Source organism: Coleofasciculus sp. A1-SPW-01 (assembly GCF_040217205.1).
Lineage (GTDB): Bacteria > Cyanobacteriota > Cyanobacteriia > Cyanobacteriales > Coleofasciculaceae > Coleofasciculus > Coleofasciculus chthonoplastes_A.
Genome location: NZ_JAVJNP010000024.1, coordinates 1 through 21,290 on the forward strand (window position 1 = coordinate 1; position 21,290 = coordinate 21,290).

Below are 21,290 nucleotides of genomic sequence, written 5' to 3' on the forward strand. Positions count from 1 at the left end.
GCATCCTCTGGCTTCCCCCATGGAACAAAAAGCGAAGCAACATCTGGTTTCCCCCATGGAACAAAAAGCGAAGCATCCGCTGGCTTCCCCCTTTTTAAGGGGGACGGGAGGGGGATCAAATAGGGGGACGGAAGGGGGATCAAATAGGGGGACGGGAGGGGGATCTAACGGGCGACGGAAGGGGGATCTAACGGGGGACGGGAGGGGGATCTAAAGGGCGACGGAAGGGGGATCTAACGGGGGAGAATTCAAAGCCTCTCTCCTTGTAGGAGAAAGGTTTGGAGAGAGGTTTTCCAAATCCCGTGAAACTATCCACCCTGAACTACATAAAACTGGGTTGATGGCGAATCAAATTGAGGAACTCTTCACGAGTTTTCTGTTCCTCTTGGAACACACCCACCATAGCGCTGGTTACTGTCCAGGAACCGGGTTTTTGTACCCCTCGCATCACCATACACATGTGAGTGGCTTCCATGACTACAGCCACTCCCTGGGGTTCTAAAATAGTTTGAATGGCTTCGGCAATCTGGCGGGTTAGGCGTTCCTGAACTTGTAGCCGCCGTGCATACATTTCCACAACACGCGCTAACTTACTTAGTCCCACAACTTTCTGATTGGGAATATAAGCAACGTGCGCCCGTCCCATAAATGGCAGCATGTGGTGTTCACACAGGCTAAAGAAGTTAATATCCCGTACTAACACCATTTCGTTGTGACCTTCATCAAAAATCGCCCCATTTACTAATTCTTCCAGGGACTGATTGTAGCCACCCGTCAAGAAGCGCATGGCTTCCGCGACTCGTTTTGGGGTTTTCAGTAATCCCTCACGTTCAGGATCTTCGCCAACGCCTAAAAGTAGCGTCCGCACCGCGTCCATCATGTCTTCAGTTGAGGCTTCCCCAGGAATTTGTAACTTAGGTTCTTGACCATTCTGGGTATTGCGATCGGGTCGGGGTTCAACTTGAGTGGTGGAGGTGTTACGAGTCACGGGTGTCATAGAGTCAGAGCGATTCAAACCATTGGAGGACGCAATAGTCATAGTTAGGTAGTATTGATAATCTTGACAAGGTTGAATGGGACGGTCGGATGGTGCCGTTCTAGAGAGTTCCGGCACTGGGCATTAGAGTCAGGAAATCGATAACAGCCGCTTGGGGGATTAAGGCGACGTGCAAAAGAGATTGGGCAACAATTTCGGGGGTTAACATGGCTGACCGATTCAAGTTGGCTTTTACGGTGTCTGTATCCCAGATTGGCGTATTCACTGCCCCTGGACATACCGTCACCACCCGAATACCATTGTCGCGTTCTTCAGCCGTTAGGGTTTTGGATAGGGCAATCAACCCGGCTTTGCTAACGTTGTAGGCACCCCAACCGGGAAAGGGTTGTTGACCCGCAATGGATGCCACGTTAATAATTGTGCCGTGTTGCTGCTGACGCATGGTGGGTAAAACACCAAGAATGCATTGCCATACACTGGTAAGATTGAGATCCATTACCTGCTGCCAGTCCGCTAAGGGGGTTTCCGTCAGCGTCCCGGTATAGCCCATACCCGCATTGTTGACCAAAATATCCAGGGAGGCAAATTCCGCCGCGATCGCTTCGATCTTGGTTTTGACCTGATCGAGTTGACTCAGATCCAGGTGATAGGATTGAGCATTGACTCCAGCGTCTCGGGCGGCGGTGGCTACTGCCTCTAATTTGTCTTGGGAACGACTGACTAATGCCAGATCAATTCCGGCTTTGGCAAAGGCTAAAGCCGTAGCTTTGCCAATACCACTACTTGCGCCAGTAATCAAGGCACGTTTTTTAACGGAAGACGTCATAAAATTTTCCAACTCAGATGCGGCAAGGGTTCCCCGATTAACTCATAAGGGTATTAGGGGAGGAAAGAGTCCGCCAACAAACATTTGAATTAAAGCAACAGCCAATCATTTCCTGCGGCTACATTCTCACTAAAAAGTCCTGGATACAACAATTTTCCTGTTTTTGATCTATATTTATCCCCAATTGGGACAAGGAAGATTAAGCAGGATAATCGTATACCTCAAGCGATCGCCAACTGCTATGATCAGCAGCAAATTGTTGTAATCTGACTAATTGATTCAACGACAGCCGCCTATAGACAATATCGAACACAACCAACGTTCTCCGAGCTTCTTTGTCGGACAAACAATAAAGTTTGACAGTTAATCCCGAATGGCTAGGGTGACACTTGGATCAAGCTAGGGTTGACTTGCTGATGGATTAACGTCCTGACGCTAAGTTGTGAAGAATTGTTACAAATCTAATTATACGACTATCTGGGTTCCATTGACAAAAGGGCAGAAGTCGGAAGGATAATTCAGCTTTTATCCTTCTTACTTCAGTTGGATGCCAAATTCCCCTTAATTATTGTAACGCTCAAACCATTTTCAAGCATGTAGCTCAGTAAAAACCCCAATATGGCGAAACTTCTGATAGCGTAACTCCCGACGTTCCTTGGGACTCAACCGAGATAAATCTTCCAGATTTTGCAGGAGGGCGGCTTTAAGCGTTGCCGCAGCGGTTAAGGGATCAGAATGAGCGCTGCCTAAGGGTTCAGGCACTAATTGATCCAAAATTCCTAAATCTTTGAGATCCCAGGCGGTTATCCGCAGCGCAGTGGCGGCTTGGGGGGCTTTAGCGGCATCTTTCCAGAGAATCGCGGCACAGGCTTCGGGAGTGGCAACCGTATAAACCGCTTGTTCGAGCATGAGAATGCGATCGCCCACGCCAATCCCCAACGCACCACCCGATCCGCCTTCGCCAATCACCGTACAGATAATCGGCACATCCAGGCGAAACATTTCCCGCAGATTATAGGCGATCGCTTCCCCTTGACCTAATTTTTCCGCATCAACACCTGCCCAAGCCCCCGGTGTATCAATAAACGTTAAAATCGGCATCCCGAAGCGATTCGCATGTTCCATCAGCCGCATCGCCTTACGGTAACCACCGGGCGACGCCATGCCAAAGTTCCGCGCCACATTATCTTTGGTATCCCGTCCTTTTTGATGCCCTAACATCACCACCGGGCGTCCCCCTAAGCGCCCAATCCCACCGACTAATGCTGGATCATCATAGCCGCCGCGATCGCCGTGTAATTCCATCCATTCATCACTAATCGCCTGAATATAATCCAGCGTACTCGGACGCCGGGGATGACGGGCTAACTGAAGCCGTTGGGCTGGCGATAAACTACTAAAAATTTCTTGACGTAGTTGTACCGCCCGTGCTTCTAACTGGCGAATTTGGTCAGAGACATCGACATTGTTTTCCTGGGCGAGTTCGCGAATTTGGTTAATTCGGGTCTCTAATTCATACAGGGGCTTCTCAAAGTCCAGCAGAAAAATCCGGTTTGCAGTGGTCATGGGTCAGTCGTTTTATCCCTTAAACGTTCAGCAGCGGTCTAAATCCATGTTTAATTGACACCTGTCCAATTTTGTCCATCTTTTCTACCGTAATCTGATTCCGTCCCCAGGAAAAGTTGGTATACCATTTTTCAAATTCTAAGAGCATCGACTCGGCGAAGCAGGCAAATAGCTGACGCCCTGGATCTTTCATTTCCACGATTTGCATAATTTTCCAGTCGATATCCAATGAATGCTCGACAATGCCTCCATTGAGAACATAAATGTCGGGATGTTGTAACTTAGTGGCTAAATTCTTGGGATACCCCCCATCAATCAGCAGACAGGGCTTCTTTAGCAGCGAGGCATCAATGTCAATGCCCTTGGACATACTCGCCACCCAGACAATAATATCCGCTTGGGGTAGCGCCTCCTCCAATCCCATGATCTTGCCGCGCCCTAATTGATCTTGTAAGGCTTGCAATCGTTCCTGGTTACGGGCGGTTAAGAGAATCTCGGCGACATCGGTGCGGGTATTGAGCCAACGACAAACGGCACTACCAATATCGCCGGTTGCTCCACAAACAGCCACAGTAGCTTTTGACAGGTCAATCCCCAGCTTTTGCGCCCCTTGTTCGACTTGGGCGCTTATGATATATGCCGTGTGGGTGTTACCTGTGGTAAAGCGCTCAAACTCTAACTTGATATTGCGAACCTGGCTTTTCTCATATAAGTGGAATTCTTCAAAAATAATTGACGAAAAGCCACCTAATGCGGTAATTTCAATGCCGTTTTTTTGAGCATGAGCCATCGCGTTGAGAACTTTACGGATAGCGGCTTTAATCCGGCGCGTGGCTAGCATCTCTGGCAAAAAGCATGATTCCACATAGCGTCCTTCTATCGTCTCCCCGGTTAGGCTAGTCACCTTAATGGTGTCCACGATTTGGGGAGGGGCGCTGCACCAAAAATCTAACCCTTGGTCAGCATATTCTGGGTAGCCTAGATCTCTGGCGACGGCTTGGGCGTGTTGCAAACTGGTGAGGTGACCGATAAGACCAAACATTTACTGCTCGCTGGTAAGGCTGTTAATCAGGGGAAAATGGGAAATTAGGGTAAGAATTTGTTAAGGACATTTAAAAATATTATCAGGAATATTGGGGAGATGGGGGTGATGGTTTAAGTTTTGACCCTTCGCTTTGCTTGAGGGCATGGCGCGTGATGTTTGTAGGGGCGGGTTTCACTACTATCGTTTCTTGCCTCACCCGGATGTGACTAAACCCGCCCTGAGTAGAGACGTAGCATGCTACGTCTCTACATTCGACGATTACATCTAGGTTGAGTTAGGCTGCTGTCAATCCGTAGGCGGACATCCGCATGATGTCACGGGTGGTAAAGCCGATGTTGCTGAGGGCTTCACCGTAGGCGATCATGAAGTCTTCTACGAGAGCATCTTTTTCCATTCCCAGGATATGAGCATCCTTCTCAACTTGGTTGAGCATCCGCCAAACCAGGGGCAAGTTTTGCTTATTGGCTTGTTCGAGTTCGGTTTTCGAGGCTTCAAAGTTCTCCTTGAGCCACTCTTCGCCAAAATTCAGGTGCATGTACTCGTCTTTGACTACACCTTCGGTGATTTTTCGGGCAAAGGGATCAGCAACGGGAATGTAAATGTTATACGCCGCGATCGCGAAACATTCAATAATCAGTGATTGGATCAGCAAGCAGGTGACGATATTCCCTGAGGCGGCGGCGGTTTGGAAGTTTTGGTGTAAATCGCTGAAATACTCCTTGGCAAACTCCATATCCGCTGTGACACTCAAGTTTCGACCACAGGCTTGAAACCCCTTCTTATGGCGGTTTTCCATCTTTGCTAGGCTGGTTAGCTCATCCTTTTGGTCGGGTAGCAGTTCAGCCAGTTGGATGTAGTTCTGATGAGCTTCTTGTTCCCCTTCGATCACGATCGCGTTGATGCGGCTATAGGCGTCCTTGTATGTTTCACTGTTGAAATCTAGCTCTTGACTGACTGTAAGCTGCTGCATCAGTAGATTTTCTCCTGTTTGCATGAGTAGACGTGTTTCAAAAAAGCTTTGAACCTAATCCTAGACCGTTGGCTCAAAACCGCTATATCAAACTTAACCCATCAATGATATATGGTGAGAGGTATTGCCCAATAGTGCCTGAGGCAGCAAATTCTCCCCTCAATCATCAGTATTCACTTATTAAAAGCATAGGATTAAACGAAGATAAATGTCTAAATCGCTACAGATTTGGGCTTCGTCATTTGTGCTTTGCTCCCTCTGCTTCCCCTGCTCCCCCAGCTCCCCCAGCTTCCCCTGCTCCCCATCACGACGGAACGAAACGCTAGAATGTGGAGTCGAATGCTTATTCATCTCTTACTTGCTTATCCATGTTTGATTGGGTCTGGTTATCTCGCGTCGCAGGGCTAGGATTAGTAGGAACCGCTGCTGGATCTGCCTTATTCTTTGGTATATTAGGGCGAACCGTCTTCTTGGAACCTAATACTCGTCACCTGAACTCAGAAGCCGCGATCGCACCGGGTAAGACTCAAGCTGTAACGTTACCCCCGCAACCGTTACCCTTGCTAACTTTACCCAAATCCCCTCCCGCCTCGGAGGTATCCCAGAAATCTCTTCCGGTTCTTTCGCGTCCATTCGATCTCAAGCAAAGCCTCAGCACCTATCAGCCTCTGTTTGCTGCACCAACCTCTTTAGGGATGGTGGCTATTGGGGTAGCTGAGGGGAATTATCGCCTGTTTATTGAAAATGGTAATCTCTATGTTCAGCAAACCCGGTTCTACTTTGGACATACTGATCCAGGTAACTTATCCTGGGGAGATGTGGTCACAAATTATGGACCCTGTAGTGATCAAGGACGCAGTAAGGGAGATATTACCTTAGCCGAACAACTGTGTTTAGAGCGATCGCGATCGCGACTCCCCACTCATCTAGTTGATTTAAATGCAGCGGGTATCGACCCAGAACGGGATTTAGAGGCGTTACTCAATGTAGCTGATTTATACAATCAGGCAATGCCTATCCATTCTCGCCACTTTCCCCACGCCCTCGCCATCGCTAAAAAGGGCGGGTTAAAGGGAATTGATGCCCTAGCATGGGCAAGAACAGCATCCTTTTACCTCAATGTCAATAACGAGTTAGATTTAGAGACAGGTTCCAACAAAGCCACAGGACTCTTAGGCATCTGCGCTAGAGAAAACCTACCCATAACTGAATGGGATTGTGTCTACAAAGACCAACTACGACGAGTCAAAGCCATTGCCTCAGTTGTTGATAAATATCGCCAAATGTATCAATCCAATGCGAATTAGGGTTTGCTGCTGATCAAGTATGTAGTTTTTTGTGCTTCAAGTTGAAGTAACGCAGAGGGTTCATAGAACCATGAACCCTACACGGTAAACTCATTAACCTGTGGCAAAGCCGGGATATAAATTCATCCCACCATCTACATACAAGGTTGTACCATTTACATAATCAGAGTCATCAGACGCCAGCCAAACCGCCGCCTTACCAATATCATCTACTTCTCCAACGCGATTGGCAGGAATTAGTTCAAGTAATTGGGCTTCAGCTTCTGGGGTGTCCCAAGATGATTTGTTAATCGGTGTTTTAATCGCACCCGGAGCAATACTATTCACGCGAATTTTATGAGGTGCAAGTTCTTGGGCGATGGTTTTCATCATCATATTAATACCGCCTTTACTGGTAACATAGTTGACGTGACCTGCCCAAGGAATGAGTTGATGCACTGAACTCATACAAATAATTTTTCCCGCCGCGCAGGAAATTTGAGGTTGTACACCGCGTCGTAAAAATTCTTTGGCGGCTTCGCGAGCACATAGAAATTGACCCGTTAAATTTACGCTAAGAACTAGGTTCCAATCCTTTAAACTCATATCGAGGAAGGGTGAATCTTTTTGGATACCCGAATTGTTGACCAAGATATCAATTGTGCCAAATTCGTTCAAGACTTTAGAGAACATCGCCTTGACATCTGCTTCTTGGCTGACATCCGCTTGAATAGCTATCGCTTCCCCATGGGCAGATTTAATATCCTCGACAATTTTTTCAGCCGCTTCGCCATGGGAATGATAATTGATCGCAACAGTGGCACCCGCTTTGGCTAACTGACGCACTACACCTGCGCCAATCCCAGAACTTCCGCCTGTGACGAGGGCTTTTTGACCTTGAAGTAAATAGGGAGAATAGCTCATAATTTTTCGATAACTGTGAACATCAAAATTAACTCGTCTCTACTTGTCCTATTGAGGTTTACACCGAGAAGGAAAAGACTTAATCAAAATCGGGGGGTGGGAAAAGCAAGGAAAATTAACCACATCAGCCGGTGTCTGCTTTGAGGGATTGATATAGGGATCAACCACACCCGCAATTTGTAACGCGGCGGTCACCAGTTCAGAACAAAATAGAGCCGAAAGATCCAGCTTATTTCCTAACCCTAACCGATTCAAAAATATCATCCCTGCCTTGGCTGCCTGTAGAGTAGCAAAAGGTCGGCGTTCGTTATAGGTTTGTCTTAACCACATCTGCATTTTGAGTAACTGATCTGGGGCAATGGGTTCCTGTAAGGGTAGCCACCAAGCTTTGCCTTTATACATATCTAATCGTCGAGAGAGCACCATCTGTTTGCCAGTGGTACGCCGGAATGGATGCGGGTGCTGTTTATGTTTACGTCGGAATTGGTGGCTGTACCTACAGGAATTAAGGTGTTTGCTTGGACAGCAACTGTTTGGAAAAGTCGGCTTCATTTGGATACACCGATGCTGTTTGCCCTAGGGGGTGTGGTGATGTTTCTCCTCGGTGGTATTACGGGGGTGATGCTCGGTGTAATGCCCTTTGATATTCATGTCAACAACACTCATTTTATTGTTGGACATTTTCACTATATCGTCTACAACACAATTACGGTTGCTATTTTAGCCGCCATTTATTTCTGGTTCCCGAAAATGACGGGGCGGGCGTATAATGAGGGCTGGGGTAAGGTGCATTTTTGGCTCACCTTTATTGGGGCAAACCTAACCTTTTTTCCGATGCTGGCGGTGGGTTTACAGGGAATGGTGCGTCGGGTTTCGTCATATCCACCCCAGTATATGGGGGGAAATGTTTTAGCCAGCTTGGGTGCGTTTTTATTGGGGGTATCAACCCTGCCTTTTATTGCCAACATGGTGGCGTCTTGGTTATACGGGGTTAAAATTGGCAACAATCCTTGGCAGGCAACTGGACTGGAATGGACAGTTTCTTCACCGCCACCGAAGGAGAATTTTGAGGAAATTCCGACGGTAAGATTAGCACCCTACAGTTATGGTCAACCCACCTATTCGATGGTAGATTCGACTGATCCAGGGGCGATTGATAGACACCATAAATAGGTCGTCATTCATCATTCGTCATTTGTCATTTGTAAGGATTTAATTTGTTTTAACATTCTTATTTTAGAACCTACATTATTTATAGTTAGGTGCTTACTTAAATGATAAAATCTAGCCTAGAGAAGTTTATTCCGTCTCGTGAGTTAAAAAACCCTCACGCTAAAGTCGGTAATCCTGAAAAACTTGAGGATGAGCGAGGTAAAGTCCTGTTTGGCTTTACTCTATTCTTGCTGTCCGAAAGCATGATTTTCGCGAGTTTAATTGTCGCTTATGTGGGGCTGCGGGCTTTAACCGATGATTGGCGTCCTCCCGGTGTTTCCACACCTGAATTGTCGGGTTCGGTGATGATTCATTCAGTTGTGTTGGTTTCCAGTAGCTTAGTCATCTATTTAGCGGAACGGGCTTTGTCTCACCAAAAACTTGCCCAATTTCGCGGGTTATGGTTGACTACCTCTATCATGGGTGCTTACTTTTTAGTGGGTGAGGTTAAAGAGTGGCTGCACCTGGATTTTGGTCTAAATGCGGCGACATTAGGCGGAACGTTTTATGTGTTAACGGGATTCCATGGGTTGCATGTTTTCGTCGGTATTTTTCTGCAAATGCTGATGTTAGTTCGTTCATTTATTCCAGGAAATTATAACCGGGGTCACTTTGGCGTTACGGCGGTTTCGTTGTTCTGGCACGTTGTCGATGGGATTTGGGTGATTTTATTTCTACTTCTTTATGTTTGGTGAGTAGGAACTTATCTTGGTTCGAGAGTTTTGTCTAATTTGGCGGCTTTCTAGGCTACTTGTATTGATCCCCCCCAACCCCCCTTCAAAAGGGGGGAGCAAGATTTCCGAAAAAAAGGGGGGAGCAAGATTCCCGAAAAAGTTGAAAATATCTACTGATAGATAGAGGAATGATCAAGTTAATTTGTGTTGATATTTATCTAAAGGCTTTAGGCTTAATTATGATGATTGCCTAGTTAAGCTTTGGATGGAAATTAATTTAAGTAAAAACCTTAGCTTTGCCAAAAAAGTTGATTCGTGAGTAGAGATTCAGAGAGTAAGATTATGACTTATCCAATTCATCAAACAGTCATTCTTGGCGGTGGCTTTACGGGACTTTTTACCGCCCTGCATTTGGCTCATCACCATTATCCACGCAGTGTTATCCTGATTGATCGAGATGAACGCTTTTGTTTTAAGCCGTTGCTCTATGAATATTGCAGTGGCGAAATGGATGCTCAAAACGTTGTCCCCCGGTTTGATCAACTTCTACAGGATAGCGGTGTGGTTTTTGTTCAAGATACGGTACAAGACATAGATTTAACGCAACGGGAGGTAAAATTAGTCTCAGGCACAACCTATAATTACAGTAATTTAGTCTTGTCATTAGGGAGTGTGACGGGATATTTTGGTGTTGAAGGTGCTAAGGAAAATGCATTCCCCTTACGCACCCAACAGAATGCGATCGCGATCGATCAGCAACTCCGGGATTGTCTACAACGCGCGGTGCAAACTATCGATCCCTACATCCGCCGTCAACTGCTCACCGTCGCCGTGATTGGTGCTGGACCCTCTGGGGTGGAGATGGCTGCAACGTTAGCGGATTTACTCCCTCATTGGTATGAGGCGTTAGGGGGTACTCCAGAGGATATTCGTATCGTTTTAATTAATCATGGTTCGCAAATCCTCAAAGGTGACATTAATGATCCGTTACGGGAACCCACCTATCAGGAGTTGCAAAAACGCGCCGTACCTGTGGAATTGATTATGGAGGCGCAAGCGACAGCCATTCGCCCCGATGCAGTTGAGTATCAGAAAGATGATAAAACTCATACCTTACCCACATCAACTGCCATCTGGACAACAGGAACCAGTACTAATCCTTTAATTAAAGACCTACCGATTCCCAAAGATAAACGGGATCATCACGGGCGCCCCTACGTGACACCTACGCTGCAACTGTTGGATTTTCCAGAGGTTTTTGCGGGGGGCGATTGTGCGGCGATTCAGGACAATTCCTTACCCCCAACCGCCCAGGTAGCCTATCAACAAGGGAAAGCGATCGCGGATAATTTATTTGCCTTAGCGTTTGATCGTCAACTTCTACCAGCTCAGGTGAATATCCGAGGAACATTGCTCAAACTGGGTATCAATAACGGTGCGGCTAACTTGTTTGAAAAGTTTGAAGTCACCGGAGAAATGGGTCATTTAATTCGTCAAGGTACTTATCTGGAACTCTTGCCTACACCAGCTCGTAATTTAAAGATTACAGCACAATGGCTGCAAGATGAAATTTTCCATCGCTATCTCTATGATGGTAATCTGAATCGGGCAGTTAAGGTAGCGCAAGTGGTTGGCGGTGTTGCGGTTGGTGCGATTGCGGCGAAAAAATTAATTAACGCGATCGGCAATAATAAAGGTACATCTTAAGGAAAAAGGTGTAGGGGCGGGTTTCACTACTATGTTTTCGGTTGCACCCAGATTTGACTAAACCCGCCCCTCTCAAGTGCGATAATTATCTACCACATAACTAACGACAATCTCTCTCATTATGCTACAACATTTTGAGGATTACCTTCAGCAAATGCGACAATATTTTCAACCGTTGTATCTATAATCCGCTGGACGGCTTCCTTGGTATTAAAAGCACTATGAGGCGTAACAATCACATTCCGTAAGCGCAGTAAAATATGGTCAGCCAGTAAGGATTCTAAATCGTGCTGTTTGCGATAAACCGATCGCAACAGTTCGGCTTCCTCGCGCATTACAGGTTCTTCGGGTAGCACATCCAAACCCGCTGCAGCAACCTTACCCTCAGCCAATGCCTGCAATAGGGCATTGATATCTACTATAGATCCACGAGCGGTATTAATTAAAATAACACCATCTTTCATGCTATCAAATTGTTCAGTGGAAATGAGATGATGGGTTTTCGGATTCGCTGGAACATGTAAAGTGATAATATCGGCAGTGGATAAGACGTCTTTCATCTCGGCATACCGAAACCCCAGCCGCGATGCCAATTCTTCTTTTGGCTTCACATCAAACGCCACAACCTCCATGCGAAATCCCTTGGCAATTTCAATTACGCATTCTCCAATATTTCCTGTACCAACTACACCCAACGTTTTACCACGCAAGTCGAAGCCTTGAAGCCCTACCTGGGAAAAATCACCTTTGCGAGTGCGATCTGTTGACTCGATTAAATTATGGCTGAGAGCTAATAGCAGTGCAAAAACGTGTTCAGCTACGGTATTCTCACCATAGGTGGGTACGTTGCAGACTTTGATGCCATGTTCTTGGCAATAGTCAGTATCAATGTGGTCAAAGCCTGTTGATCGCGTGGCGATCATTTGCAGATTGTTGAATTGTTTTAAAACATCTGCGCTTAAATCTGAGTAGATAAACGTGGAAATAACATCGGCATCCGCATAGTGGCTGGCGTTGTCTGTAGTTAGTGACTGCTCCACACATTCAACGTGATGGACGGGACTCAGTTTTTCAAAGATATCGCGTTCCCAGGCTTCAACAGTGAAAACAATGATTTTCATAATTTTACCTTCTATTGCTTAAGTTTGCTTTTTTCGATTAATTCATGAAATATTGATGCTTTATTATCCTAAAGTTTTGGCTGTATTGTTTCTATCTCAGGGTATAAACTTCCCTAGAGCGTCGGTCAAGTATTATGAGAAACCGGGTTTATTGACCGATGTCCTAGCTGAAGAGGGCTGAAGCCCTCATTACGAAGCCAATCTATTGCATCAAATTAGCTGGTTCACGCCAGTAGTATGACGAAGGGCGGGTTTTGTTGAGAGGTTATCGGTGAGTATCAAAATTAAATGGCTAAACCCGCCCCTACCATTACTACTTTTTGTGACTGTTAAGCTGTCATGCATTTAAATTGGGTATTAGTAGCGAGCAAGATGCAAAGCCTGCGGCATGGCTTCGCTAAACGCACTACAAGGATTGCGCCATTATTGATATTAAAGTTTAAATACCGAACAGCTTAACTGGGGGTAGACAAACCGACACTCTCAGCGTCTGCTTGAGGTTTGAGCGGTAGCTCTACGGTAAAAGTAGCTCCCTTTCCGTCTCCATCACTTTCGCACCACACGGTTCCCCCATGGAGTTCAACTAAGTGACGCACAATTGCCAATCCTAGTCCTAATCCGCCATGGGAACGAGTTATTGAGCCTTCGGCTTGGCGAAAGCGGTCAAAAATGTAAGGCGCAATGTCAACAGACACCCCCTTACCTGTGTCTTGCACCCGAATTTGTACCGCATTTTCTAACCATTCCAAATAAATCTTGACTTGTCCGTGAGTTGGGGTAAACTTAATCGCATTCGACAAAAGATTCCAAACAATTTGCTGTAAGCGATCGCTATCCCCCTTAATCACAGTCTGACTCGGTTCTAAAAATGAGTCAATCTGAATGCTTTTGGCGTCAGCGGCGGGTTGTAAGGTATCAATTGCTGCGTTGATAATCTGCTGCAAGTCAACAGGGATAACAGTTAAGCGTAAGTTACCCCGAATAATCCGCGATACATCCAGCAAGTCATCAATAAGCTGGGCTTGAGACTTAGCATTGCGTTCAATTACTTCTAACGCCCGCTGTACTTTGTCTGGACTCAGTTGCTTTCTTCGCAAGAGTCCCGCCCATCCTAAAATCGCATTCAGGGGCGTTCTCAATTCATGGGATAGGGTGGCTAAAAATTCATCTTTTAAGCGATTCGCAGTTTCGGCTTCAGCCCGGGCGGCTTGTTCACTTTTGAGCAATTGAGTCCGTTCTGTTTCCGCTTGCTTGCGCTGGGTGACATCTTCAATCGCGCCCTCATAGTACATGACTTCGCCCTGAGAATTGCGAATAGCACGAGCATTGTAGCGTACCCAAATCATGGTATTATCACACCGACGCATCGGTATTTCCAAGTTTCGTACCACTCCTTCGCCGTCTATCTGACTCTGCCATAAGTTGTTGGTTTTGGTATCAAGAAGGTGCTTGGATATATTTGTGTCCAGCAAGGCTTGTACACTGGGATATCCTAACAGTTGCAACAGGGTTGGATTGGCTTCAATAATTTGACCCGTTGGTGTCATCCGGTAAAGTCCAATGGGTACGCTTTCAAAGAGTTGTTGATATCGTTGTTGCATCTCTTTGAAGGCTTGATGTTGCTTAGAGCGTTCCCAGGCTGCTCGCACGGCGGCGGCAAGACGAGTATAATGCTGAGGGGATTTAATAATATAATCGTCAAGTCCTGACTTCATCGCCTTAACAGCAATTTCTTCGTTTCCTGTCCCGGTAAACATGACTACAGGGCAATCTGGATACTGCTGCTTAACCTGGTTCAGTACGTTTAAACCATTGCTCCAACGCAAGCTATAATCAGTGACGACGATATCAAACTTTCGCTCGGCTAATACCTGTTGGAGTTGCTTGATATCGGTAATCTCTTTAGACTGTAATTGTTCAAACTCCTGCTCTAGTCGGCGTAGTGCTAACATACGATCGTCGGGGTTATCGTCAATTAGCAGGATTCTTACGGGATTGTCATTTGTCATTGTTCAGGGAATAGGGAACAGGGAACGGGGAACACCTCGGCTTCGCTCGGTGTGTCATAGGGAATAGGGAATAGAAATTTATAATTCAGACTAAAGGTTTTTCGTTGAACATTAACCAATATAGGTCAAGGGTACGAATCATTTCTAAAAAATCATGAAAGTTTACAGGTTTCACTAAATAAGAATTCGCGCCCCTATCATACGCTTTATTAATATCCGGCGTTTCTCTGGATGCCGTTAATACCACCACTAATAGACGTTTTAACCGAGATTGCTGTCGAATCCAAGCTAAAACTTCTAAACCGGATTTACGAGGTAGTTTTAAATCGAGTAAGATAAGAGTTGGAATAGGATGAGATTTTAGGTTATCATACGGTGCTTTGCGGTCTAGGTAACTGATTGCCTCCTCTCCATTTGTGACAACTTGCAATGAATGAGGTAAATCGAGGCGTTTAAATGCACGCTGAATTAAAAAAACGTCATTATCATCATCTTCAACGAGTAAAATATCAGCAGGTTTGCTACTCATAATCTTCTACATAAAAATTACTCCAAACCTCAAAGACTGAGGAGAACAGGTTTAGTCGCTTATCGGTTTACAGCTAAACCTGATCGGTAAAACTCGCCCCTATTCCATAATAGAGATGTCATTACACGTCTCTACTTTTTGCGCCTCAATCCAAAATCGGCTTCCCTGATGGAGTGATGATTCAACGCCCGAACGCCCTCCTAGACGTTCCATACCTTTGCGGACAAGGGCTAAACCAATACCACTACCGGGATAGTGTTCACGACCATGTAAGCGTTCAAATACCAGAAAAATCTTTTCTTGATATTCCGATTCAATGCCAATTCCATTATCCTCGATCCAGAGTCGTATCCATGTACTACCATTAACGTCTTTTCGTTCTTCTGCCCACACCTGTATCTGAGGCTGTACTGTTTCTGGGACAAACTTGATCGCATTAGCGATCAAATTTGATACAACTTGCATAAGTGTAGCACGATGACCCAAAACCTCTGGTAGAGGTATGACCCCTTTCTCGGCTACCTTAATTTGGGTATTTGTGTTTTTAATCAGTTCCTGGAGTTGGAAGAGGACTTCTGACATAATGGAGTCTAAACTAATTGGTTTTAGGGGAAAGTCTAGACGCCCTAAGCGACTATATTCTAGTAAATCTTGGATCATTTTATCCAAACGCTGGGCAGCCGTGGTAATCCGTTGAGTATAGTCTAAACCGATTGAATCTAATTGGGAACCGCAGTCTTCAACTAAGGCATTAGCAAACCCTTGCATTGCCCGTAATGGCGCTCTGAGATCGTGGGAAACGGTGTAGGAAAATGCTTCGAGTTCCGCATTGATGGCTTGCAATTCCTGAGTTCGTTCAGTGATCCGTTCTTCGAGTTCGGTGGTGTAGCGTTTAAGCTGCTGTTGTAATCGGGATTGAGCAATCGCGATCGCGAGTTGATTTGCTACCTCTTGGACAATGGTCTTATGTTCATTATCCAGGTCATTTTTCTCCCTGAACTCTAGGTTGAGTGTTCCGATTATTTCCGGCTTACTTCTAAGCGGAATAATAGAGAATGATGCCGCGTTCTGTGAGAGTAAAGCTTGGACAATGGGTCGTAATACCCTGACAATGTCTGATTGTTTGAGTTGATGGATTTTATGGTCAGCAAATTGAGCCAACTCTGAGGTAAACGGTTCGAGACTAATCGTTGTTCTAGCTAGGTTTTCCATCTCACCATTAGTGGCGAGCAGGGTGGCTTGCTGTGAGTCCCAATCAAACACCACGACACTCAGATGACGACACGATAGCAGGGATTTTAAACCTGTTAACGCCACTTGCGCGATCGCAGGCGGCGGTTGTTCGGCGAGAATGGCTTGGTCAAGGGTTTGTAAGGTTTGCAGGCGGTCAATCGTTTGTCGTAATTGAATTTCAAGCTGCTTGCGCTGAGTAATGTCAAACGTAAAGCCGAGGATTTGCACAATTTCTCCTAGCTCGTTCAACATCGGCACATACTTAATTACGGTGGTAAAGGGGTTAGTATTCGGTAACCGAATTGTGGCTTCTACCGTCTGGGGAGTGCGGGTTTCTATCACCCGCTTGAGTGTCGGTAAATACCATTCAGTAACTTCCGGCGACCAGATTTCTTCATCCCTGTGTCCCAGATAATCCGTTGATGATTTGCCTGTGCGATCAAGGGTTGTCGTATTCACAAAAACAAACCGTCGTTGAGCATCATAGATCACGAACATATCCGGACTATGATTGACCGCTAACCGGAATCGTTGTTCACTCTGACGCAGGGCTTTCTCGGTGCGTTTGTAGGCGCTAATATTATGATTAACTTCTAAGATGGCTAATGGGTTACCTTGATGATCTCGCTGTAATGTCCAACGACTCGCTACGGTAATTTGAGTTCCGTCCTGTGTGGTTTGAATTAACTCACCGGGCCAATATTCTTGATGCCATAATTGAGTCTTAATATCCCTTAATGCCTGGGGGAAAATCGTATGCAGCAATTGGTGAGCATTTTGCCCAATAGCATCCTGACTACTCCAGCCATACAAACGTTGCGCCCCCTGATTCCAATAGGTAATTTTGCCCTGCAAATCCAGCACCATAATCGCATCATTGGCTAAGTCAAGCAGTTGGGCTTGTTGGCGGAGCTTTTCTAGGGCTAATTTCTGGGCTGTAACATCCGTCTGTACTCCCAGAAAGTGAGTCAATGTTCCCTGGGAATTTCGCACGGGTGAAATATAGAGATCGTTCCAAAATACAGAACCATCTTTACGATAGTTCCGCAAGGTTACTTGACAGTCTTTTTTTGTTGCAATCGCCTGTCGTACTTCCTCAAGTTGGGCTTGATTGGAGTCATCTCCCTGCAAAAAGCGACAGTTACGACCGAGTAATTCTGAGGCGCTGTAACCGGTGAGTCGTTCAAACCCAGAATTGACAAAAATAATTGGGTTATCCGGTTGATGGGGATCACTAATTAAAATCCCATTGCTACTGGCATTAACCGCACTCTCCAATATTCGCAATCGTTCCGCTTGTTGACAACGGTCAATTGCTGCACCGAGAATATTGGCGATCGCTTGCAAAAAGTTAATGTCATCTTGGCTAAACTGGCGGGAATCTGTACTATGAATGCCCAAAATACCAAAGGGTTGACTATCGGGGTTGGGCATAGTATCCCAATGTTTAAGAGTCCCAGGCTTCGCCAACGAGAGTCCAGGAATAATCACACTCATCCCACTGACAACCCCATGATCCTCTAATAGAGGCGGAGCCGAAAATCGCGATTCTGTTCGCAAATCTTCGACCACGATTGGTTCTTGAGACAGGAGCGTATAGCCGGCTTGAGAATTGGTTTCCGTATCGACAGTAGCTTGACCGACTAAGCCAACCTGCCAACCTACACCCGCCCGCAACAATAAGGCTTTGCCATCAGGAAGTAATTCCAGGACTTTGGCATAGTCTACGTCGAGAGTTTTTGCCAAAAGAGTCACCGCACAATTCATTAACGAATCAATGTCAATCCCCCTTAAGGCATATTGACTAAACCGCACAATTGTTGTTTGCTGAGTGACCCTAGCTTGGAGGGTAGCGATCAGTTGTAGGTTCTGGGAAATGGTGATGGGTGGAGTCGCTTCTAGCCGAGAAGATTGAGACTTTAGCTGAGGCGCTAATGCAGAACGAACGGCTGTCACCAATTTTTTATAATGGGACGGCGATTTAATAATGTAGTCATCTATACCCGCTTTCATTGCCATTACAGCGAGTTCTACACTGTCTTGACTGGTGAACATAATAAATGGACAAGCGGGTTGCAGACGTTTAACCTGCTTAAAGACCGCTATACCAGTTGTCCAAGGAAGTTCATCGTCCGCGATCGCCATATCGAAATGACCGTCTAAGAGTACCTGATTTAGGTCTTTAGCATTGGTCGGCTGGGCGACATGCAGTGCGGAAAACTCTTGCTGCAATTGACGAATGATTAAGGCTCGTTCATCTGGGTCCTCATCAATGAGGAGCAGATGCACAGGAGTGTTAATCACAATTTGTCAAGTTTATTTAGAGTAGAGACGTACCATGGCACGTCTGGGAGCAGGAGAGATATATTATATATTACTTTAGAGGAACCCCGTTGCACAAAAATAAGTTTTTGCAATATGCCTGTAAAATAACCCATTTTTGACTACTTATAAATTTGGGCGGGTTTTGTTGTTCAGTTATCGGCTTGTTATTGAGTTTTAGTCCCTAAACCCGCCCCTACAATTGACAGACGTGCAATGGCATGGCTCTACTCCTGTGCATGTACAAAAAGGCATGATCTATCCCAAGTAGGAGAATTCCCCGGAAAACTTTGGGTAAACTGCACAGCAGACGAGTACCGCTACCCACACCAGTCAAAATTTCTTGTAATTTGAATTTTATAAATTATGACAATAACCACTTCAACACCCCAAGCGTCCTTCTCTCAACCGGACATTCCCGTTACCCAAGTCCGGCAAAATCAGGCTGCCGAACTCGACGCGATCGCCAAATATCGCCGTGCGGCTAACTACCTAGCAGCGACTCAAATTTATCTCAAAGATAATGTTCTCTTACGCGAACCCTTAAAACCGGAACACATCAAAGATCGGTTACTGGGTCACTGGGGGACTTGTCCCGGCATTAACCTAGTCTATGCCCATCTCAACCGCCTGATCCGGCGTTACGATGCCAACATGTTTCTGGTGACTGGACCCGGACATGGTGCGCCCGCGAACCTTGCCAATCTTTACCTAGAAGGATCGTTACGGGATTATTATCCTGACCTTAGCTTCGATGAAGCTGGAGTGCATCGGTTAGTCAAGCAATTTTCTTGGCCCGGTGGCTTTCCCTCTCACCTGTATCCGGGAATTCCTGGCACGATTCACGAAGGTGGGGAATTAGGCTATGCCTTGGCGACAGCGTTTGGGGCGGTAATGGATAACCCGGATCTAGTGGTAGCGTGTATCGTTGGCGATGGCGAATCAGAAACCGGACCCACCGCTACAGCATGGCATGGGACAAAATTCATTGATCCGGCTGAATCCGGGGCAGTTTTACCGATTTTGCATCTGAATGGGTACAAAATTGCCAGCCCGTCAATTTTTGGCACGATGAGTGATGAGGAATTGCTGCATCTGTTTACCGGATACGGCTACCAAGTGCGAATTGTCGAAGATGAGGACTTGGATGCTGATATGTATGCTTCAATGGATTGGGCATATCAAGAAATCTGTCGGATTCAACAAGCCGCCCGTTCCGGGAACCGTATCAGCAAACCCCGTTGGCCCCTCCTCATCTTGCGATCGCCAAAAGGATGGACAGGGATTAAAGAAGCCGACGGCGTACCGATTGAAGGGAATTTCCGGTCTCACCAAGTTCCGCTTAAAGGGGTTAAAAAGAATCCCGAACATCTAGAACTGCTAGAAAATTGGTTCCGTTCCTACCGTCCAGAGGAACTGTTTGACGAACAAGGACAACCCTTCCCCGACATTTTAGATCAATGTCCCCAAGGGGAACGGCGCATGGGCAGCAATCCCCACACCTTCGGCGGACGTATGCGTCAACCCTTAGAGTTACCGGATCTGTTTAACTATGCTGTCCCGGTAGAACATCCCGAAGCTGGCGAAGGGTGTAAACGCGGCGAGAGTAGCGTTAGTAATACCTATGAAGTGGGCAAATACCTGCGGGATGTGATTCAGCAAAATCCCAGCAACTTCCGGATTTTCTGTCCCGACGAACTCGAATCCAACCGCCTGTACAAAGTTCTCGATGTTACCCAGCGTAACTATCAGTGGCCCACCGGACCCTTTGATGGCGAGATTGGACCCGATGGGGGACGGATTATCGAATTACTGAGTGAACATACCTGTCAGGCATTCTTACAAGGGTATCTCCTCACCGGACGACATGGTTTATTCCCTTCCTACGAGGCATTTTTGGGCATTGTCACCACGATGATGGATCAATATGCCAAGTTCTTAAAATACTCCAAAGAATTTCCCTGGCGTCCCCCTGTATCCTCCCTGAATTACTTAGAAACCTCAACCCTGTGGCGACAGGAACATAATGGGTTTTCTCACCAAAATCCGGGCTTTATTAATAGTGTCTTGGATCAGCAGGCTGACTATGCGCGGGTGTATTTACCCCCCGATGCCAACTGTCTCCTCAGTACAATTGACCACTGCTTACAGAGTACAGGCTATGTCAACTTAGTCATCGCCAACAAAAATCCTCTGCCACAATGGTTGTCTATGGAAGACGCGATCGCCCATTGTCGGGCAGGGGGTTCAGTATGGCAATGGGCGAGTACCGATGATGGGGTTGATCCGGATGTAGTAATGGTAGGAATTGGCGATTGTCCCATGTTAGAAGTGATGGCAGCCGCGCAAATCCTCAGAAATGAATTACCGGAATTACGGATACGAGTGGTTAATGTGACAGATCTATTAATTCTGGAACAAAATTCCACTCATCCTCACGGGTTAGATGATGATATGTTTGCTGCCCTATTCACTCCCGATAAACCCGTAATTATCAACTTCCATGGTTATCCCTCGCTGATTAAACAAATGCTGTTTGGGCGTCCCACAATTGAGCGATTCCAAATTAATGGCTATCAGGAAGAAGGGACAACCACTACACCCTTTGATATGCAAGTCCGCAATGGTACGAGTCGGTATCATTTAATCATGCAAGCGATTCGTTTAGCCGCCCAGAAAAATTCTCGTGTATCCGCACGGGCAAATGATCGGGTGCGTCATTATGAATATGTGTTAGCGGCTCATGGGCAGTATATCTGTGAGACTGGCGAAGATCCAGACGAGATTACCAATTGGCAATGGTGTTAATTTGGTCATTCGTCATTTGTCATTGGTCATTGGTTAGGGAAAAGGCAACAGGGTTAAGGTT

At 46.2% G+C, this 21,290-nt stretch carries 15 protein-coding genes and 1 pseudogene; 5 read left to right on the top strand and 11 right to left on the bottom strand.

The window, feature by feature from the left end; all coding sequences use genetic code 11:
- Window positions 1–322: 322 nt before the first annotated feature.
- From folE to RH949_RS04565, 5 genes are all read right to left on the bottom strand, one after another.
- A complete protein-coding gene (gene folE, locus RH949_RS04545; RefSeq protein ID WP_446352064.1) occupies window positions 323–1,039 on the bottom strand; it encodes a GTP cyclohydrolase I FolE in 717 nt (238 codons plus the stop codon).
- 58 nt (window positions 1,040–1,097) lie between these two features.
- The gene (locus RH949_RS04550; protein WP_006101684.1) at window positions 1,098–1,823 is read right to left on the bottom strand and encodes an SDR family oxidoreductase; all 726 of its coding nucleotides are present in this window, start codon (window positions 1,821–1,823) and stop codon (window positions 1,098–1,100) included.
- A gap of 588 nt (window positions 1,824–2,411) precedes the next feature.
- A complete protein-coding gene (gene accA / locus RH949_RS04555) occupies window positions 2,412–3,389 on the bottom strand; it encodes an acetyl-CoA carboxylase carboxyl transferase subunit alpha (RefSeq protein WP_006101627.1) in 978 nt (325 codons plus the stop codon).
- Between the two features lie 19 nt (window positions 3,390–3,408).
- Entirely contained in the window at window positions 3,409–4,431 is a 1,023-nt protein-coding gene (locus RH949_RS04560; RefSeq protein WP_006101798.1) for a long-chain acyl-[acyl-carrier-protein] reductase, read from the bottom strand.
- 277 nt (window positions 4,432–4,708) lie between these two features.
- On the bottom strand, window positions 4,709–5,404 hold the full coding sequence (locus RH949_RS04565) for an aldehyde oxygenase (deformylating) (RefSeq protein WP_044207762.1): 696 nt from the start codon (window positions 5,402–5,404) through the stop codon (window positions 4,709–4,711).
- 368 nt (window positions 5,405–5,772) lie between these two features.
- On the opposite strand from RH949_RS04565, the gene RH949_RS04570 reads away from it, so the two are divergent.
- Entirely contained in the window at window positions 5,773–6,711 is a 939-nt protein-coding gene (locus tag RH949_RS04570; protein ID WP_446352065.1) for a hypothetical protein, read from the top strand.
- A gap of 93 nt (window positions 6,712–6,804) precedes the next feature.
- On the opposite strand, the gene RH949_RS04575 is transcribed toward RH949_RS04570, so the two are convergent.
- Entirely contained in the window at window positions 6,805–7,614 is an 810-nt protein-coding gene (locus RH949_RS04575; protein WP_446352066.1) for an SDR family oxidoreductase, read from the bottom strand.
- A gap of 48 nt (window positions 7,615–7,662) precedes the next feature.
- On the bottom strand, window positions 7,663–8,040 hold the full coding sequence (locus tag RH949_RS04580) for a hypothetical protein (protein WP_044207662.1): 378 nt from the start codon (window positions 8,038–8,040) through the stop codon (window positions 7,663–7,665).
- On the opposite strand from RH949_RS04580, the pseudogene RH949_RS04585 reads away from it, so the two are divergent.
- The 3 genes and pseudogenes from RH949_RS04585 to RH949_RS04595 all read left to right on the top strand — a co-directional run.
- Window positions 8,035–8,787: pseudogene (locus RH949_RS04585) on the top strand (cytochrome c oxidase subunit I); the annotation flags it as partial. The gene RH949_RS04580 and the pseudogene RH949_RS04585 overlap by 6 nt on opposite strands.
- Window positions 8,788–8,888: 101 nt before the next feature.
- Window positions 8,889–9,521: a cytochrome c oxidase subunit 3 gene (locus RH949_RS04590; RefSeq protein ID WP_006101654.1), complete on the top strand. Its 633-nt coding sequence runs from the start codon at window positions 8,889–8,891 to the stop codon at window positions 9,519–9,521.
- 321 nt (window positions 9,522–9,842) lie between these two features.
- Window positions 9,843–11,207 carry an NAD(P)/FAD-dependent oxidoreductase gene (locus tag RH949_RS04595; RefSeq protein ID WP_446352067.1) on the top strand — a complete coding sequence of 455 codons (1,365 nt, stop codon included), beginning with the start codon at window positions 9,843–9,845 and terminating at the stop codon, window positions 11,205–11,207.
- A 119-nt stretch (window positions 11,208–11,326) separates the two neighbouring features.
- On the opposite strand, the gene RH949_RS04600 is transcribed toward RH949_RS04595, so the two are convergent.
- From RH949_RS04600 to RH949_RS04615, 4 genes are all read right to left on the bottom strand, one after another.
- On the bottom strand, window positions 11,327–12,328 hold the full coding sequence (locus RH949_RS04600) for a hydroxyacid dehydrogenase (RefSeq protein ID WP_446352068.1): 1,002 nt from the start codon (window positions 12,326–12,328) through the stop codon (window positions 11,327–11,329).
- A gap of 455 nt (window positions 12,329–12,783) precedes the next feature.
- Window positions 12,784–14,337: an ATP-binding protein gene (locus RH949_RS04605; protein ID WP_446352069.1), complete on the bottom strand. Its 1,554-nt coding sequence runs from the start codon at window positions 14,335–14,337 to the stop codon at window positions 12,784–12,786.
- Between the two features lie 85 nt (window positions 14,338–14,422).
- A complete protein-coding gene (locus tag RH949_RS04610) occupies window positions 14,423–14,866 on the bottom strand; it encodes a response regulator (RefSeq protein WP_446352070.1) in 444 nt (147 codons plus the stop codon).
- Window positions 14,867–14,965: 99 nt separating this feature from the next.
- Window positions 14,966–18,403, bottom strand: a complete 3,438-nt coding sequence (locus RH949_RS04615; RefSeq protein WP_446352071.1) for a PAS domain S-box protein — start codon at window positions 18,401–18,403, stop codon at window positions 14,966–14,968.
- Between the two features lie 384 nt (window positions 18,404–18,787).
- Here RH949_RS04615 and RH949_RS04620 point away from each other — a divergent pair, with 384 nt between their 5' ends.
- Window positions 18,788–21,229 carry a phosphoketolase family protein gene (locus tag RH949_RS04620; RefSeq protein ID WP_446352072.1) on the top strand — a complete coding sequence of 814 codons (2,442 nt, stop codon included), beginning with the start codon at window positions 18,788–18,790 and terminating at the stop codon, window positions 21,227–21,229.
- The last annotated feature ends 61 nt before the right edge of the window (window positions 21,230–21,290 follow it).

Bases quoted from the DNA above. Each gene is read 5' to 3' on its own strand.
- RH949_RS04570 (WP_446352065.1), top strand. From the start codon at position 5,773: ATGTTTGATTGGGTCTGGTTATCTCGCGTCGCAGGGCTAGGATTAGTA.
- RH949_RS04565 (WP_044207762.1), bottom strand. From the start codon at position 5,404: ATGCAGCAGCTTACAGTCAGTCAAGAGCTAGATTTCAACAGTGAAACA.
- RH949_RS04575 (WP_446352066.1), bottom strand. From the start codon at position 7,614: ATGAGCTATTCTCCCTATTTACTTCAAGGTCAAAAAGCCCTCGTCACA.
- RH949_RS04620 (WP_446352072.1), top strand. From the start codon at position 18,788: ATGACAATAACCACTTCAACACCCCAAGCGTCCTTCTCTCAACCGGAC.
- RH949_RS04600 (WP_446352068.1), bottom strand. From the start codon at position 12,328: ATGAAAATCATTGTTTTCACTGTTGAAGCCTGGGAACGCGATATCTTT.
- folE (WP_446352064.1), bottom strand. From the start codon at position 1,039: ATGACTATTGCGTCCTCCAATGGTTTGAATCGCTCTGACTCTATGACA.
- RH949_RS04560 (WP_006101798.1), bottom strand. From the start codon at position 4,431: ATGTTTGGTCTTATCGGTCACCTCACCAGTTTGCAACACGCCCAAGCC.
- RH949_RS04610 (WP_446352070.1), bottom strand. From the start codon at position 14,866: ATGAGTAGCAAACCTGCTGATATTTTACTCGTTGAAGATGATGATAAT.
- RH949_RS04580 (WP_044207662.1), bottom strand. From the start codon at position 8,040: ATGGTGCTCTCTCGACGATTAGATATGTATAAAGGCAAAGCTTGGTGG.
- RH949_RS04605 (WP_446352069.1), bottom strand. From the start codon at position 14,337: ATGACAAATGACAATCCCGTAAGAATCCTGCTAATTGACGATAACCCC.
- RH949_RS04595 (WP_446352067.1), top strand. From the start codon at position 9,843: ATGACTTATCCAATTCATCAAACAGTCATTCTTGGCGGTGGCTTTACG.
- RH949_RS04550 (WP_006101684.1), bottom strand. From the start codon at position 1,823: ATGACGTCTTCCGTTAAAAAACGTGCCTTGATTACTGGCGCAAGTAGT.
- RH949_RS04590 (WP_006101654.1), top strand. From the start codon at position 8,889: ATGATAAAATCTAGCCTAGAGAAGTTTATTCCGTCTCGTGAGTTAAAA.
- accA (WP_006101627.1), bottom strand. From the start codon at position 3,389: ATGACCACTGCAAACCGGATTTTTCTGCTGGACTTTGAGAAGCCCCTG.